Origin of the sequence: Methylobacterium brachythecii, from assembly GCF_014196345.1 — a bacterium.
In the GTDB taxonomy this organism is placed as follows: Bacteria; Pseudomonadota; Alphaproteobacteria; order Rhizobiales; family Beijerinckiaceae; genus Methylobacterium; species Methylobacterium brachythecii.
Genome location: NZ_JACIDN010000001.1, coordinates 413,800 through 427,638, shown reverse-complemented (window position 1 = coordinate 427,638; position 13,839 = coordinate 413,800). Strand labels below are relative to the sequence as shown.

The 13,839-nt window shown below is 65.5% G+C and carries 13 protein-coding genes; 4 read left to right on the top strand and 9 right to left on the bottom strand.

Annotation, left to right across the window (positions count from 1 at the left end):
- The first annotated feature begins 122 nt into the window (after nt 1-122).
- Nucleotides 123-599: a malonate transporter subunit MadL gene (gene madL, locus GGR33_RS02130; protein WP_183501716.1), complete on the top strand. Its 477-nt coding sequence runs from the start codon at nt 123-125 to the stop codon at nt 597-599.
- A 5-nt stretch (nt 600-604) separates the two neighbouring features.
- The gene (gene madM / locus GGR33_RS02125) at nt 605-1,372 is read left to right on the top strand and encodes a malonate transporter subunit MadM (RefSeq protein WP_183501715.1); all 768 of its coding nucleotides are present in this window, start codon (nt 605-607) and stop codon (nt 1,370-1,372) included.
- 64 nt (nt 1,373-1,436) lie between these two features.
- On the opposite strand, the gene GGR33_RS02120 is transcribed toward madM, so the two are convergent.
- From GGR33_RS02120 to GGR33_RS02105, 4 genes are all read right to left on the bottom strand, one after another.
- Nucleotides 1,437-3,107: an ABC transporter permease gene (locus GGR33_RS02120; protein ID WP_246412729.1), complete on the bottom strand. Its 1,671-nt coding sequence runs from the start codon at nt 3,105-3,107 to the stop codon at nt 1,437-1,439.
- Between the two features lie 5 nt (nt 3,108-3,112).
- Nucleotides 3,113-4,165, bottom strand: coding sequence for an extracellular solute-binding protein (locus GGR33_RS02115; RefSeq protein ID WP_183501714.1), 1,053 nt, complete (start codon nt 4,163-4,165; stop codon nt 3,113-3,115).
- Between the two features lie 39 nt (nt 4,166-4,204).
- Nucleotides 4,205-5,263 (bottom strand): ABC transporter ATP-binding protein, encoded by a 1,059-nt coding sequence (locus GGR33_RS02110; RefSeq protein ID WP_183501713.1) that lies wholly within the window; start codon nt 5,261-5,263, stop codon nt 4,205-4,207.
- 214 nt (nt 5,264-5,477) lie between these two features.
- Entirely contained in the window at nt 5,478-7,667 is a 2,190-nt protein-coding gene (locus GGR33_RS02105; protein ID WP_246412728.1) for a TonB-dependent receptor, read from the bottom strand.
- 403 nt (nt 7,668-8,070) lie between these two features.
- On the opposite strand from GGR33_RS02105, the gene GGR33_RS02100 reads away from it, so the two are divergent.
- On the top strand, nt 8,071-8,751 hold the full coding sequence (locus GGR33_RS02100) for a response regulator transcription factor (protein WP_183501712.1): 681 nt from the start codon (nt 8,071-8,073) through the stop codon (nt 8,749-8,751).
- Nucleotides 8,735-10,120: a sensor histidine kinase gene (locus GGR33_RS02095; protein WP_183501711.1), complete on the top strand. Its 1,386-nt coding sequence runs from the start codon at nt 8,735-8,737 to the stop codon at nt 10,118-10,120. The genes GGR33_RS02100 and GGR33_RS02095 overlap by 17 nt, the downstream gene beginning before the upstream one ends.
- A gap of 28 nt (nt 10,121-10,148) precedes the next feature.
- Here GGR33_RS02095 and GGR33_RS02090 read toward each other — a convergent pair whose 3' ends face one another.
- The 5 genes from GGR33_RS02090 to GGR33_RS02070 all read right to left on the bottom strand — a co-directional run bounded on the left by GGR33_RS02090 (nt 10,149) and on the right by GGR33_RS02070 (nt 13,798).
- Complete coding sequence (locus GGR33_RS02090) at nt 10,149-10,748, bottom strand: hypothetical protein (RefSeq protein WP_183501710.1); 600 nt, start codon at nt 10,746-10,748, stop codon at nt 10,149-10,151.
- Between the two features lie 405 nt (nt 10,749-11,153).
- On the bottom strand, nt 11,154-11,576 hold the full coding sequence (locus tag GGR33_RS02085; protein WP_183501709.1) for a hypothetical protein: 423 nt from the start codon (nt 11,574-11,576) through the stop codon (nt 11,154-11,156).
- 81 nt (nt 11,577-11,657) lie between these two features.
- Nucleotides 11,658-12,431: a ferredoxin--NADP reductase gene (locus tag GGR33_RS02080; protein ID WP_183501708.1), complete on the bottom strand. Its 774-nt coding sequence runs from the start codon at nt 12,429-12,431 to the stop codon at nt 11,658-11,660.
- Nucleotides 12,432-12,458: 27 nt separating this feature from the next.
- Nucleotides 12,459-12,797, bottom strand: coding sequence for a ferredoxin FdxA (fdxA, locus tag GGR33_RS02075; RefSeq protein WP_183501707.1), 339 nt, complete (start codon nt 12,795-12,797; stop codon nt 12,459-12,461).
- Between the two features lie 140 nt (nt 12,798-12,937).
- Nucleotides 12,938-13,798, bottom strand: a complete 861-nt coding sequence (locus tag GGR33_RS02070) for an ABC transporter ATP-binding protein (RefSeq protein WP_183501706.1) — start codon at nt 13,796-13,798, stop codon at nt 12,938-12,940.
- Between the last annotated feature and the right edge of the window lie 41 nt (nt 13,799-13,839).

Here is a 13,839-nt window from a genome sequence, read left to right as displayed (position 1 = left end):
ATATCCTGCATACTGAAACGAATCAAGAAGAGCAAAACGAATACAGGAAGGAGATGCATCATGGATTGCGCATACACGTGGCCCGGCTTCCCGATTGATCGCAAGCGGGAGGCACTCCGCTCATGATCATCCTCGGTGTCGCTCTTCTCGCCGTATGCACGCTGATCGGCGTGTTCCTCGGCGATCTCCTTGGCGTCGCGCTCGGCGTGAAGGCCAATGTCGGCGGTGTCGGCATCGCCATGATTCTGCTGATTGCGGCGCGCGTCTGGCTGAAGAACCACGGCCGACTCGGAAAGGGCATCGTCTTCGGCGTCGAGTTTTGGGCGGGCCTCTACATCCCGATCGTCGTCGCCATGGCAGCGCAGCAGAACGTGGTTGCCGCGGCGAGCGGCGGTCCGATCGTGCTCATCGCCGCCACCGGTTCACTGGTACTGTGTTTCGGCGCCGTCGCCCTGCTCAGCCGACTCAGCCCGGGCGACGCGACGAGCGAGGCCTTCGCGCATGGCGGCTCTATCGTCGGCGGAGGAGCCAGTGACGAGCCGGAAGCTCGACCCGCGCCGCCTCCCGCGATCCCCGCCGCCTCCGCTGCGAAGGAGTGAGCGCCATGCTGCACATGATCGAACACGTCTTCGTCGAACAGAGCCTGGTCGCCGCCTTCGCGGTGGTCGGCGGCCTGATGCTGTTCTCAAACTTCGTCGCCAAGCACCTCACCGCCGGCCGGGTCCACGGTTCGGCCATCGCCATCGTGCTGGGGCTGGTGCTCGCCTACGTCGCCGGGCTCTATACGGGCGGCAAGAAGGGCGTCGCCGACATCCCGGCGCTCGCCGGCATCGGCCTGATGGGCGGCGCCATGCTGCGCGACTTCGCCATCGTCGCCACGGCCTTCGAGGTGGACGTGGTCGAGGCCCGACGCGCCGGACTGCTCGGCGTGATCGCGCTGGCGCTCGGTACCATCCTACCCTTCATCGTCGGCACGCTGACGGCGGTGGCCTTCGGCTACCACGATGCCGTCTCGATCACGACGATCGGGGCCGGAGCCATCACCTACATCGTCGGCCCGGTGACGGGTGCAGCGATCGGCGCGGATTCGACCGTCATGGCGCTCTCCATCGCGACCGGCGTCACCAAGGCGGTGATAGTGATGGTCGGAACGCCGCTGGTGGCGAAGCTCATCGGCCTAAACAACCCGCGCTCGGCCATGGCCTATGGCGGCCTGATGGGCACGGTCAGCGGCGTCGCCGGAGGACTGGCCGCCACCGACCCGCGGCTCGTGCCCTACGGCGCGCTCACCGCGACCTTCCACACCGGCATCGGCTGCCTCGTCGGGCCGTCGATTCTGTTCCTGACGGTGCGGGCGATCGTCGGCGCTTGAGGGTCGGCGAAGCGTTCCGGGGCGGCCACGAGGGCGACGAGGCGTGAGACGATTCCGCGCCGGACTATGACATGACGTCCCTCGCATCCGGAGCGTCATGCCCGATGGCTGCCATCGGGCGCCGAGCGACATCGCCGCTCGTTCGCAGCAGAAGCAGGACCGGGAGCAGGGCCACCAGAACGATCAAGAGGGCCGCGACGGCCCCGTCTTCGTAGGTCCCGCGGGCGGCCTCGCCGTACAGGTGCGTGCTGAGGGTCTCCACGTTCAGGGGGCGCAGCAGGAGAGTCGCGGGCAACTCCTTCACGCAGTCGACGAAGACCAACAGGCCGCCGCTCAGGATCGCCGGCCACGCGAGAGGAAGCTGGACTCGGACCAAGGCGCCGATTCGACCCGATCCAAGCATGCGTGCCGCATCGGTGAGGGACGGGGGGATGCGGCCGAACCCCGCCTCCGTCGCGCCCGTTGCGATGGTCAGGAAGCGGATCACGTAGGCAGCCACCAGGGCCGCGGCCGTTCCTACGCCGAAAAGGCCCGCAGTGGCTCCGATGGTCGCCTCGAGCAGATGGGCGGATGCCGAGTCGATGAGAGCCAGCGGCGGCATCAGCCCGATAGCCAGGATGGTGCCGGGCAACGCGTATCCGATACCGGCGATCCGGCTGAGCCATCGGCCCGGATTCGCCGCGATGAACACACCGAGCACGGCCGTGACCAGCGTCGCGCCACCGGCGAACAACATGGTCTGTGCGATCTCCCGGCCGAGCGTCGGCGGGAGGCCGGATGCGAGGACGCGCCGGATCGCGGCCTCGGCCAGGTAGCCTGCCGGCAGCGCGAACCCGAACAGCACCGGCAGCCATCCGAGCGCCATGGCGCCGAAGGCCTTGCCGCCTTGGAGCCGCGTCCGACTCATCGGCGGGCTCCGCTGCCCCGAACCGGCATGGCCCCGCATCGCCCGTCCGGCGCGTTCCAGGGCCAGCAGCGCGATCACGCCCGTGAGCATCGCCAGGGCGATCTGCGCGGCACCGGGCAGGTCGGACCGGTTCACCCAGGTGGCGTAGACCTGAACCGTGAGCGTCCGGACGCCGAGGAATTCCGCTGCCCCGACATCGTTCAGCGCTTCCATCAGGGCGAGGCTCGCGCCCAACGCGATGGCGGGCCGTGCGATCGGTACGACGACGCGGAAAAACACCCGCGCCGGCGGCGCTCCCAGGGTCCGCGCAGCCTCGATCATGCTGCGTGCCTGCATGAGGAAGAGCGCCCGCGTCGGCAGATAGACGTAGGGATAAAGGACGAGGCCGAGGAGCAGCATGCAGCCCGGCAGGGATCGCAATTCCGGGAAGGCGAGATCGCGCGGTCGCGTCACCCCGAGAAGGGTTCGCAGGCCGCCCTGGATCGGGCCGAGGGGATGGAGCAGGTCGAGATAGGCGTAGGCGACGACGTAGGTCGGGATCGCCAGCGGCAGGATCAGGGCGGCGTCGAGCCAGCGCCGGCCGGGGAAATCGAAAGCCGTCACCAGCCAGGCCGTGCCAACGCCGACCGCGACCACCACGACGCCCACCCCCGTCAGCAGCAGCACGGTGTCCCAGACCGCTTGCGGCAGCACGTAGGCGAAGAGATGCGGCCAGTTCTCGCCGTTTCCCTGGGCTGCGGTGACCGCGAGCGAGAGGACCGGCGCCAGAAGGCCGGCCGCGAGCAGAATGGCCGCCGTACGGCCGGCGACGACCCCCATCGAAGGCATGCAGCTTAGTTGTCGAAGCCGACCTTGTCGGCGAGCAGGCTCGCCGCCTTGCGGTTGCGGGCGATCTCGACGAGCGGGGTCGTGTCGATGGTCAGCTTGCCGAGGCTGGCGAGCAGCGGATCGATCGTGGCGCCAGCTTTCACCGGGTACTCGTAATCGGTCTTGGCATAGACCACCTGCGCCTCGTCGGAGACGAGGTATTCGAGCAGTTTGACGGCCTCGTCACGGTTCGGGGCGGACTTCGCGACGACCGCACCCGAGATGTTCACATGCGTGCCGCCGCCCTCGAAGGCTGGCATCACGACCTTGATGGCGTCGGCCCATTTCTGCTGCTCCGGGCCGCCGCGTCCGGATTTCATCAGGCCGACATAGTAGGAGTTGCCGACGCCGATGTCGCAGAGGTCCGCGGCAATGTCGCGGGCGACGTCCCGGTCGCCGCCGGCTGCCTTGCGGGCGAGGTTGGCCTTGAGGCCCTTGAGCCAAGTTTCGGTCTTTTCGGGTCCGTGCCTGGTCAGGAAGGCAGCGACCAGCGCCGTGTTGTAGGGGTGCTGGCCCGAGCGGATGCAGATCTTGCCCTTCCAATTCGGATCGGCGAGCGACTCGTAGGTGGCGGTCTCCACCGGGGCATCCTTGGCCGCGTAGAGCACGCGGGCGCGCATCGAGAGCGCGTACCAGTGGCCGTCGAGATCGCGGAGCTGTGCCGGCACGGCCGCCTCCAGGATCGTCGAGCGCACGGGCTGCGACAGGCCCTTGTCGACGATCTCGATCAAGTTGCCGATGTCGACCGTCATCAGGATGTCGGCCTGGGATCGGCTGCCCTCGGCGGCGACGCGTTCGGCCAGGCCCTTCTCGACGAAGACCGTGTTGACCTTGGTGCCGCTCTTGGCGGTGTAGGCATCGAGCAGGGGGCGGATCAGACCGGGCTCGCGCGTCGTGTAGAGGTTCAGCTCGGCAGCGCCGACGCCTGTCGCCGCAAGCGAGAGGCAGATGGCGAGCGCCGCGCGAAGATCGAGGGGAGAGCGGCGGCGCGGCCGGGTGACGCAATCGGGTCGGGTCATCGTAGCTCCTGTCTGGTGCGGTGGGTCGGTCGCGACATGTCAGTCCGCGTCGGTGACGAGGCAGGGCTCCGCTGCGTCCAGCGTGAGACCGATCCGGTCCCCCAGAACGGCTGCGTCGCCGGCGGGGATCGATAGGACGAGGGGCGCGTCGAGCCCGTCGACGGCCAGATGCAGGCGGCGCCCCGCGCCGTCGAAGTCGCGTCGAAGCACCCGGGCAGGCGTGCCGCTCCCCGACGGCCCGATCCGGATGGCTTCCGGCCGGAGCCAGACCCAAACCTTGGGGGTTGCCGTCGAATGACCGGCGGGAATGCATCCGAGGGGCGTGTCGACCGTGTCGCCGCGCGCGTTACCGGGTAACGCAAGGACGACGCCGAGGGCGGCGGCCGCGAACGGTGTCGCCGGACTGCGATAGATCTCTTCGGGCGTACCGACCTGAACGACCCGGCCGGCCCGCATCAACACGATCCGGTCGGCGATCCGCAGCGCTTCCGACGGATCGTGGGTGACGACCATCGCCGTCGTGCCGCTCTTGCGAAGAAGCTCGATCGTGTCGGTCCGGACCCTGTCGCGCGTGTCCTGATCGAGATTCGAGAAGGGCTCGTCGAGCAGCAGCAGCCGCGGCCCGGGGGCGAGCGCCCTCGCCAGGGCGACACGCTGCGCCTCGCCTCCCGAGAGGGCATGCGGATAGCTGTCGGAGCGATGGTCGAGGCCGACCTCGCGCAGGCGGTCGAGCCCGATCGCCCTTGCCTGCCGGCGTGGAATCCCGTGCAGCCCGAAGCAGACGTTGGCGAGAAGGCTCATGTGGGGAAACAACGCGTAGTCCTGGAACATCAGGCCGACGCCGCGGGCTTCGGGCGGCACGTCGATGCCCTCGCCCGCGACCCGATGGCCGTCGATATGGATGCTGCCCGATCCGGCGCTCTCCAGGCCGGCAATGATCCGGAGCAGCGTCGTCTTCCCGCATCCGGACGCGCCGAGGATGGCGAGGATCTCGCCGGACATCACCGACATCGAGACGTCGTCGACCGCGATCGCATGGCCGAAACGGCGGCAGACCGCGCGGAGCTCGAGACGGGGACCCGGCTGCGGTGCGAGCATGAACCCTGCGTGCTTGGGATGCCGGGGGCGACGCGGTCCGGTTGACCATCGTGCCCGGTCGGAAAGGGCTCGTCGGAGGAATATGCGGGACGGCGACGGAAGCGCTCCTGCCGGTGCCGAACGAGCGGCCCCACGACGTCTGAACGTTCGAAGGGCCGTCTCTCATCCGTCCCATCCTACGGAGGATGGGGCGGATGCTGGTCCATCCGGACGCTCAGAACCGCCAGATCAGCTGCCCCCTGATCGTCCGCGGTGCGCCGGGCGTGATGTTGTTGTTGTTGTCGGCCGTGTAGATATAGCCGCGGTCGAAGATGTTCTCGATATTCAGCTGTGCCCGCAGGTTTTCGTTGAACGTGTAGAACAAGCCCAGGTCGAAGCGGTTGTAACCGGGCAGGCGGACCGTGTTGTCAGAACTCGCGAAGGTGTGGGTCTGGTAGATGTAGCCGATGCCGATCGAGAATTCGTTGGTGACGGCGAACTTGTTCCAGAGCGAGAACGAGTTGAACGGCACGAGACCGACCGTGTTGCCCTTGACGATCGTTGCCGACGTTGCGCTGTCGATCCTGGCATCGGTGAGGGCGTAGCCGCCCGCGACCTGCCACCAGTCGGTGACGTAGCCGTTCGCGCCGACCTCGATGCCCTGCGTGTTCGTCTTGCCCGACAGGATGAAGAAGCCAGGATTGTTCGGGTCCGCCAGCCGCTGGTTCCTGCGATCCAGGTTGTAGGCGGCTGCAGTGAGCTGGAGCCTCGGGTTGACGTCGTACTTCACGCCGACCTCGGTATTCTCGAACTCCTCCGGCTTGGCGATCACGAGACCGGGCGTGAAGGCGCCGATCTGATCGCCCGAGCTCGGCAGATAAGAGACGCTGTAGCTGCCATAGAAGGCCAGGTTCGGGAGAGCCTTCAGAACGATGCCGGCGCGGGGCGAGACGAGGTCGTCTGTGCGCGACTGGGTGACACGTGTGCGCTGGTCGGTCGAAGAGAAATCGAAATGGTCGTAGCGGAGGCCGCCCACCACCTGGAGCCAATCGGTGATCTCGACTTGATCCTGCGCGTAGACGGCAGCCAGACCGAGATCGTAGCGGCTGTTCGCATCCGTCGTCCCGTTGTTGCGGAAGGTGATCGGCAGACGGGTGACGGGCGCGAGCGGGTTCACTGTGACGCTGGATACGAGGTTGTTGCCAAAGCCGAACAGACCCGTCTCACGGAAGACGAGGCCTTCCTGGTAGCCGAGCTCGAATCCGCCGAGCAGCGTATGCTTGAGGGAGCCGGTGTTGAACTTGTAGGTGAAGTCGTTCTGGCTGAAGTAGTTGGTACGATCGGTCTCGTTCCGGTAGCCGGTGATGGACACCGCCGTTCCGGCCGCGTTGACCGGGCCACCCGGCAACGTGTTCCGATAGAAGCGGTTGTAGTCGGCGAAACGCAGCTGGCTGTGCATCTCCACGCCACTGTCGAACTTGTGGTCGAGGGTCGCCGTGGCGATGTTGGCGTCGACCTTGGTGAAGTTGCCGTAGGGGTCGCCGAAGAAGGTCCGGATGTTGTTCCGATAGTTGTAGGGACGGCCGAACTGGGATGGGATGCCGCGATCGGGGAAACGGTCGTCGTGGAAATACTCGTAGGACAGCTTCAGGGTCGTCTGCGGATCGATGAGGAAGGTCATCGTCGGGTTGAAGCCGTAGCGGGTCAGCTCTCCGAACTGGCGGTACGTCCCGCTGTCTTCGAACATGCCGTTGAGGCGGAAGAAGGCGCTGTCGCTGATCCGATCGCCGACATCCACGGCGACGCGCTTGTCGCCGAACTGTCCGCCGCCGGCCACGATCTCACGGACCCGCAGACCGTCGGCCTCCTTCAACACGCGGTTGACGATGCCACCGCCGCCGCCGCGGCCGAAGATCAGCGAATCGGGGCCCTTCAGCACCTCGATGCGCTCGATGTTGTAGACGTCGCGGAAGTATTGGACGTCGTCGCGCATCCCGTTGACGAAGAAGTCGGCGCTGGTGCTCTGGCCTCGGATGATCGCCTGATCGCGGTTGTTCTCGCCCTGCGCCGGAATGAAGCCGGGCACGTAGCGCAGCTGATCCGTGAGGTTCTGGAAGTTCTGGTCCCGGATCTGCTCCTGCGTCACCACCGTGACCGACTTGGGCGTGTCGATCAGCGGGGTGGCCGTCTTCGACGCCGTGCGCGTCTGCTTCTGCAGGTAGCCGACCGAGACACCGCCCTGCGGACCGGCCTTCGGTGCGCCCGGATTGCCGAACAGATCGCCGGCGACGGCGATCTCTTCCAGCGTCGCCGCGCCGGGGGCTGCGAAGGCCTGCACGGCGCCCGTCGTTTCGGGTTCCGGGCCGCTCCGTCCGCTCTTCGATTCCCGTGCCGGCTCGGCGGCCGCCATTCCGATCGTCGCCATGGATCCCAGAAGCGCCAAAAGGACGCGAGAGCGCCCGCGCGCTGCACTCTTCTCCATTACCAACCCCCAACCGTTCGACCAAAGATGTCCCGCGACGTTTCGCGCAGGTTTCCGATGAATGATGTCTAGGCCGGGCGATCGGTGAAGGGTCAAATTACCAAGACCCAATGTTCACAATCTGGAATTACTCCAATTTCGATCAGTATTATACTTGCTTGACCGGTCAACTCGTAAGGCAATAAATAGTAACATTATTCTATCACAGGTTGTATATTTTGCGACTGAGAACGGGCATTGCTGCTCGCCACGTGCGTTGTGGCGTCAAAGACACGACGCACGTCATCACACTTGAGAACATGTCGAAGTTCGTTGTCCACAGAGCCGCGTATTCACGAGTAGAGCCGTGAGAATCCTGCTCATCGAGGACGATCGCCGGACTGCGGACCTGATCGTCGAGGGGCTGGTCGAGGCGGGTCACCTCGTCGATCATGTCGCCGATGGAAACGAAGGCCTGCGGCGTGCTCGTACGGCAGCCTTCGACGTCGTCGTCATCGACAGGATGCTGCCGGGCCTCGACGGGCTCGAGATTGCGAGACGCCTGCGGGCATCCTCGGTTCGGACACCGTTGCTGTTCCTGACCACGATGTCGGGCATCGACGACCGGGTGGAAGGGCTCGAGGCCGGTGCCGACGACTACCTGGTCAAACCGTTCGCCTTTCCGGAGCTTCTCGCGCGCCTGAATGCCCTGGCGCGACGCCCTCCCCTCGCCCAGGTCGAAACGGTGCTGCGCGTCGGCGACCTCGAAATGGATCTCGTCGCCCGTCGGGTGAAGCGCGCGGGCCAGACGGTCGAGCTACAGGCGCGGGAGTTTCAACTGCTCGCCTACCTTATGCGGAATGCGGGATCGCTGGTCACCCGACGCCAGCTCCTGGAGAACGTCTGGGAATTTCATTTCGAGCCGAGGACCAATCTCGTAGAGACGCATATGAGCCGCCTTCGCGCCAAGGTCGACCGCGACTTCGACAGTTGGCTGATCGAAACGGTCCGTGGCTCGGGGTACATCCTGCGTGATCGATCTTCGTAATCTCGTTCGGAGCACCGGCTTCCGCTTCGCGCTCTACTACACGGTCGCCTTCGTGATCTCGGTCGCCGCCATCGGTTGGCTGGTAGAAGTGGCCGTCTCCGACGCCCTCCGCGGGCAGGTTCGCTCCTGGGCCGACGGCGAGATCGGTGCCCTGGTCGACGAATTCGTCCATGGCGGCCGCGCCGATCTGGATGCGGCCTTGGCGGGCCGATTGCAGCGGGGCGAGGTCCGTCGCCACTACGCGATCATCGAAACGGACGGCCGCATCACGGGCGATGCGAGTCTCGCATCGTTCAAGACGAAGGCGGAGACCCGCGCCCAGGAATTCGAGGACATCGGCGCGGATCGATCCAGTAGAACGGTCGTTGCGGTCGCCCAGACTTTAGGCGACGGGACGAGGCTGATCGTCATCGATGATCTCAGTGGCGTTCGGGCCGTCCGGGCCATGATCCGGCGGGTCTTTGGGATGGCCCTCCTTGCGTCGGCCGTTCTCGGCGTTGCGCTGGGCGCCCTTCTGTCGGGAGCCTTTCTGAGACGCGTCGATGCCATCAACAGGACCGCCGAGGCGATCATCGCAGGCGATCTCGGCCGACGGATCGACGTCGGAGGGACGAAGGACGATTTCGACAGGCTCGCGCGGACCCTGAACCGGATGCTCGACCGCATCTCCGGTCTCATCGAGAACGTGCGGCAGGTCTCCAACGACATCGCCCACGACCTTCGGACGCCGCTGACCCGTCTCCAACACGGCTTGCAGCAGGCTGCGAGCCGGCCGTCGACCGAAGCGGACTTTCGGAAAGCGATCGACCGGGCCACCGCGGAGATCGGCGAAATTCTGGACGTGTTCTCCGGGCTTCTCCGCATCGCACAGATCGAGGCTGGAGCCCGGCGGGCCGGCTTTCGTTCGGTGGATCTGTCCTCGACCCTGCGGACGGTTGCCGAAGCCTACGCCCCCGCCATCGAGGACAGCGATCGCCGCCTCGTCTGCAGCATCGAGGACCGCGTGTTTGTGAAGGGCGACAGGGAACTCCTGACGCAGCTGTTTTCCAATCTCTGCGAGAACGGACTTCAGCACACGCCGGCCGGCGCGACGATCGACGTCAAATTGAGCGCGACCGCGGGACGGGCCGAGATCACGTTCACCGATGACGGGCCGGGCATTCCGCCCGAGGAGCGGGAGAAGGTCTTCCGTCGCTTCTACCGCGTCGACAAAAGCCGCGGCGCCGTTGGAAACGGTCTGGGTCTGACCCTCGTCGGCGCGGTCGCCGAACTGCACGACGCGCCGATCGTGCTCTCCGACAATGCGCCCGGTCTTCGGGTGACCATCGTTCTCGCTGCCCTGCCCGACGGCCTGCAGCCGGGGCGGTGACGGAGACTGTTCGGTGGCCCGGAACCGCTCAGTCCGTCTCGGCAGGTCCTGCAGGGGCGGTCCGATAGACGCTTCTGAGATGTGTCCGCTTCCCGGGCGCCGCCCGCAGAGCCTTCTTGAGAGCTGGGAGCGCCAGGAATGCCTGGAAGTAGGCATCCTCCGCGCGTGTCTCGACCAGCGCCTCGAGGTGCTCGATGGCCTTTCCGAGCGCGGCCGTAACGCCGGTGGGCTCCGGGCGGAAATGGTAGCCGTGGGCTTCGATCCATCGCTCGATCTCGTCGACCGTGCCGACGCCGACGCCACGCGTCGCCAAAAGCTCCGCTCTCGTGCAGCCCCCTGCGATCCGGAGCATCTTCGAGGGTGAGAGCTGGCCTCCGAACAGGAGCAGTTCTTCGAGATCCCCATCCCGGCCGCGCCGTCTCGGGAGGCGTTGTGCCAGGCAGGCGATGGCCCGGGTCGACAGGGGCAGAACGGTGTCGAAGCTTCTGGCGTTCGAATGCCGCGGCTTGGCCACCCAGCGGATGCGGCGACGCTGCGGGCGCTCCCGACCCACCGGGTCGCCCGTGTCGTTCTCCACCAAATCAGAGGAGATGCGCACCTTCGTCTGTGTGGACGTGGCCTTCGACATGGGTGGTGGAGCGGTCTGCCTTTTCGTGAACGCGTCGGCGAGTGGCTCCGACGACGGCATCGCCGTTCATCCGTCTATGTCAGAACAAAGTAGAATTTTGAAGTCTGCAAACATTGATAAAAATCAATGTTTTTATCAATTCTAAATTATAAGTATTTTCCAGAAATCGCAGACATGCATGGGGAATACTATCGAAAGTTGAACAATCACCTGCACCGTGACAGCCTGCGTGGAGCGAGCCGCCGCTTTCAGCTCCCGGTTCGACACGACCTTCGGCTTACACAGCACGTCTATGTGAGCCACGGGCAGTCGAAGTCTGTCTCCTCGCAAAGTTTCGGCGGAATGGTCCTCGGTTGGTGGTCTGTAGCGCGGGCGGCCCGGAACGGCGCGACGCTCCGGTTGCCGTTAGAGGTACGCGAAGCCCCGACCGTTCCAATGGACCGAACCTCGACGGCCACCATGGGCATACATGGAGATTTTTGGAATGCGCTCGTTCCCAACCGAGACACCAGAGCCCAGCATATCGTGAACCTTCTGGAGGATTGGGCGGCGCCGCAGGTAAAACGTCACCGAGCAGACCTGCATGCCACATTTGATACTGCGGGCGCTTTCGCCCGAGCAGTGAATCTCGTCCTCTGCGATGATCAGGTCCGGCAGTCCGTCGCCGTCGCGGTCTCGTTCGATTGCGCCAGAAAGTCCGATTGTGCCCGGCCGGCCTTCGCACCCATCTGCAATCGCCTGCTTAACGAGATAAGCCGCGGCCTTCGACTGCGCCTCAGCCGGAGACATGCCAACAATATGGATGGCCGCTGCCGCGAGGATCAGCATTCGAATCATCGGCTGCGCTCATTTTTCCTACGAAGCCTGTCGTCCTATGCGGTTTGCTGCAAGTGGCGCTGAGCGGAGGACTCACTTCTCCACGAAGGCCTTCTCGATGAGGTAGTGGGCGGCCTCGCCGTGGTTGCCTTCCTCATAGCCCAGGCCCGTGAGTAGCTCGCGGGTGTCGCGGATCATCTCCGGCGAGCCGCAGAGCATGAAGCGGTCGTTCTCGATCGACATGTTCGGCAGGCCGATATCTTCGAACAGCTTGCCCGAGACCATCAGGTCGGTGATGCGGCCGCGGTTGCGGAAGGGCTCGCGGGTCACGGTCGGGTAGTAGATCAGCCCGGCCGAGATCACCTCGCCGAGGAATTCGTGGTTCGGCAGCGCCTCGGTGATGGTCTCGCCATAGGCGAGCTCCTGCACCTGCCGGCAGCCATGGACCAGCACGACCTTCTCGAAGCGCTCGTAGGTCTCGGGGTCCTTGATGATCGACATGAAGGGCGCCAGCCCCGTGCCGGTGCCGAGGAGATACAGGTTCTTGCCCGGAAGCAGGTTGTCGAGCACTAGCGTTCCGGTCGGCTTCTTGCCGACCATGATCGGGTCGCCGACCTTGAGGTGCTGGAGCTTCGAGGTCAGCGGGCCGTTGGCGACCTTGATCGAGAAGAACTCGAGCTCTTCCTCGTAATTGGCCGAGACCACCGAATAGGCGCGCAGCAGAGGCCGGCCCTCGACCTCGATCCCGATCATCGTGAACTCGCCGTTGCGGAAGCGGAACGAAGGATCGCGCGTGGTGCGGAAAGAGAAAAGCGTGTCCGTCCAGTGGTGGACCGACAGCACGCGCTCTTCGAGATACTTGCTCATGATGTCACCTGTGAGGTCTGGATGAGATCAGGCGGCGGCCGGATCAGCGACGCCGAAGACGGTTTCGAGCTTGCCGGTGCGGCCGTCCCATTCGGCGGCATCGCTCAACGGGTCGAGCTTCTCGCTGATGTTCGGCCAGAGGGCGGCGTACTTGGCGTTGAGGGCGAGCCAGCCTTCGAGGCCCGGCTCGGTATCGGGCTTGATCGCGTCGGCCGGGCATTCCGGCTCACAGACACCGCAATCGATGCACTCGTCGGGATTGATGACGAGCATCGTCTCGCCGACGTAGAAGCAGTCGACCGGGCAGACTTCGACGCAATCGGTGTATTTGCAGCGGATGCAATTGTCGGTGACGGCGTAGGCCATGTGGAAACCTGTTGGCTTTGATGGGATGCCGGCATGGCGAGAGCGCTCATTGGCCCGATCGTGTCGGCCCGGCACCTCCCAATCTTTGATGTCACGCGCTTTCCGTCGACAGGCCGGCATCCACGCCGTCGGAAAGCGCCTTAGAGGACTGTCGCGAGATCTTGTCCTTCGAGATTGATCGCGAGGCCCTTCAGGGAGTCGAGGCTGACCTCGCCGCCCATGGCGCGGATGCTCTCCTCGCGGATCAGCGACATCAGCCCGCGGCGCAGGCCCAGGAACTCCGAGGACAGGGTCATCGAAGGCTCGCGCGGCCGCGGCAGCGGCACCACGATCTCGGATTTGATGGTGCCGGGACGGGCGGTCATCACGTAGATCCGGTCCGACAGGAAGATCGCCTCGTCGATGTCGTGCGTCACGAACAGGACCGAGATCTTCAGCCGCTGCCACATGTTGGTGAGGATCTGCTGCATGATCAGCCGGGTCTGGGCGTCGAGCGCCCCGAACGGCTCGTCGAGGAGCAGGATGCGCGGGCCGGTGGCGAGCGCCCGCACGATGCCGACGCGCTGCTTCATGCCGCCGGACAGACGATCGGGGTAATGGTTCTCGAACTGGGAGAGACCGGCGAGGCCGAGCAGGGTGCGGGCGCGGCGCTCGCGCTCACTGCGCGACACGCCGCTCATCTTGAGCCCGAACTCGACGTTCTCGCGCACGGTCTTCCAGGGAAACAGCGAGTACTGCTGGAAGATCATGCCCCGATCGGCGCTCGGCCCCGAGATCGCCTCGCCGTCCACCGTCACCTTGCCGCCCGAGGGGGTGAGGAAGCCGGCGAGCGCGTTGAGCAGAGTCGACTTCCCGCAGCCCGATGGGCCGACGATCGAGACGAACTCGCCGGGCTGGACGTTGAGCGAGACATCCGAGACGGCCTCGACGGCGCCTTCCATGGTCTCGTAGCGCAGGCAGAAGTCCTGGACCTCGATCAGGCCCCGAGCCGTCCCGGCCATGGCGTGTCCCTTCAGCGGATGGATCGACTGTGTTGGGTCGG

Coding starts and splice junctions, on each gene's coding strand:
- madL (WP_183501716.1), top strand. CDS start 123: ATGATCATCCTCGGTGTCGCTCTTCTCGCCGTATGCACGCTGATCGGC.
- madM (WP_183501715.1), top strand. CDS start 605: ATGCTGCACATGATCGAACACGTCTTCGTCGAACAGAGCCTGGTCGCC.
- GGR33_RS02120 (WP_246412729.1), bottom strand. CDS start 3,107: ATGCCTTCGATGGGGGTCGTCGCCGGCCGTACGGCGGCCATTCTGCTC.
- GGR33_RS02115 (WP_183501714.1), bottom strand. CDS start 4,165: ATGACCCGACCCGATTGCGTCACCCGGCCGCGCCGCCGCTCTCCCCTC.
- GGR33_RS02110 (WP_183501713.1), bottom strand. CDS start 5,263: ATGCTCGCACCGCAGCCGGGTCCCCGTCTCGAGCTCCGCGCGGTCTGC.
- GGR33_RS02105 (WP_246412728.1), bottom strand. CDS start 7,667: ATGGCGACGATCGGAATGGCGGCCGCCGAGCCGGCACGGGAATCGAAG.
- GGR33_RS02090 (WP_183501710.1), bottom strand. CDS start 10,748: ATGTCGAAGGCCACGTCCACACAGACGAAGGTGCGCATCTCCTCTGAT.
- GGR33_RS02085 (WP_183501709.1), bottom strand. CDS start 11,576: ATGCTGATCCTCGCGGCAGCGGCCATCCATATTGTTGGCATGTCTCCG.
- GGR33_RS02080 (WP_183501708.1), bottom strand. CDS start 12,431: ATGAGCAAGTATCTCGAAGAGCGCGTGCTGTCGGTCCACCACTGGACG.
- fdxA (WP_183501707.1), bottom strand. CDS start 12,797: ATGGCCTACGCCGTCACCGACAATTGCATCCGCTGCAAATACACCGAT.
- GGR33_RS02070 (WP_183501706.1), bottom strand. CDS start 13,798: ATGGCCGGGACGGCTCGGGGCCTGATCGAGGTCCAGGACTTCTGCCTG.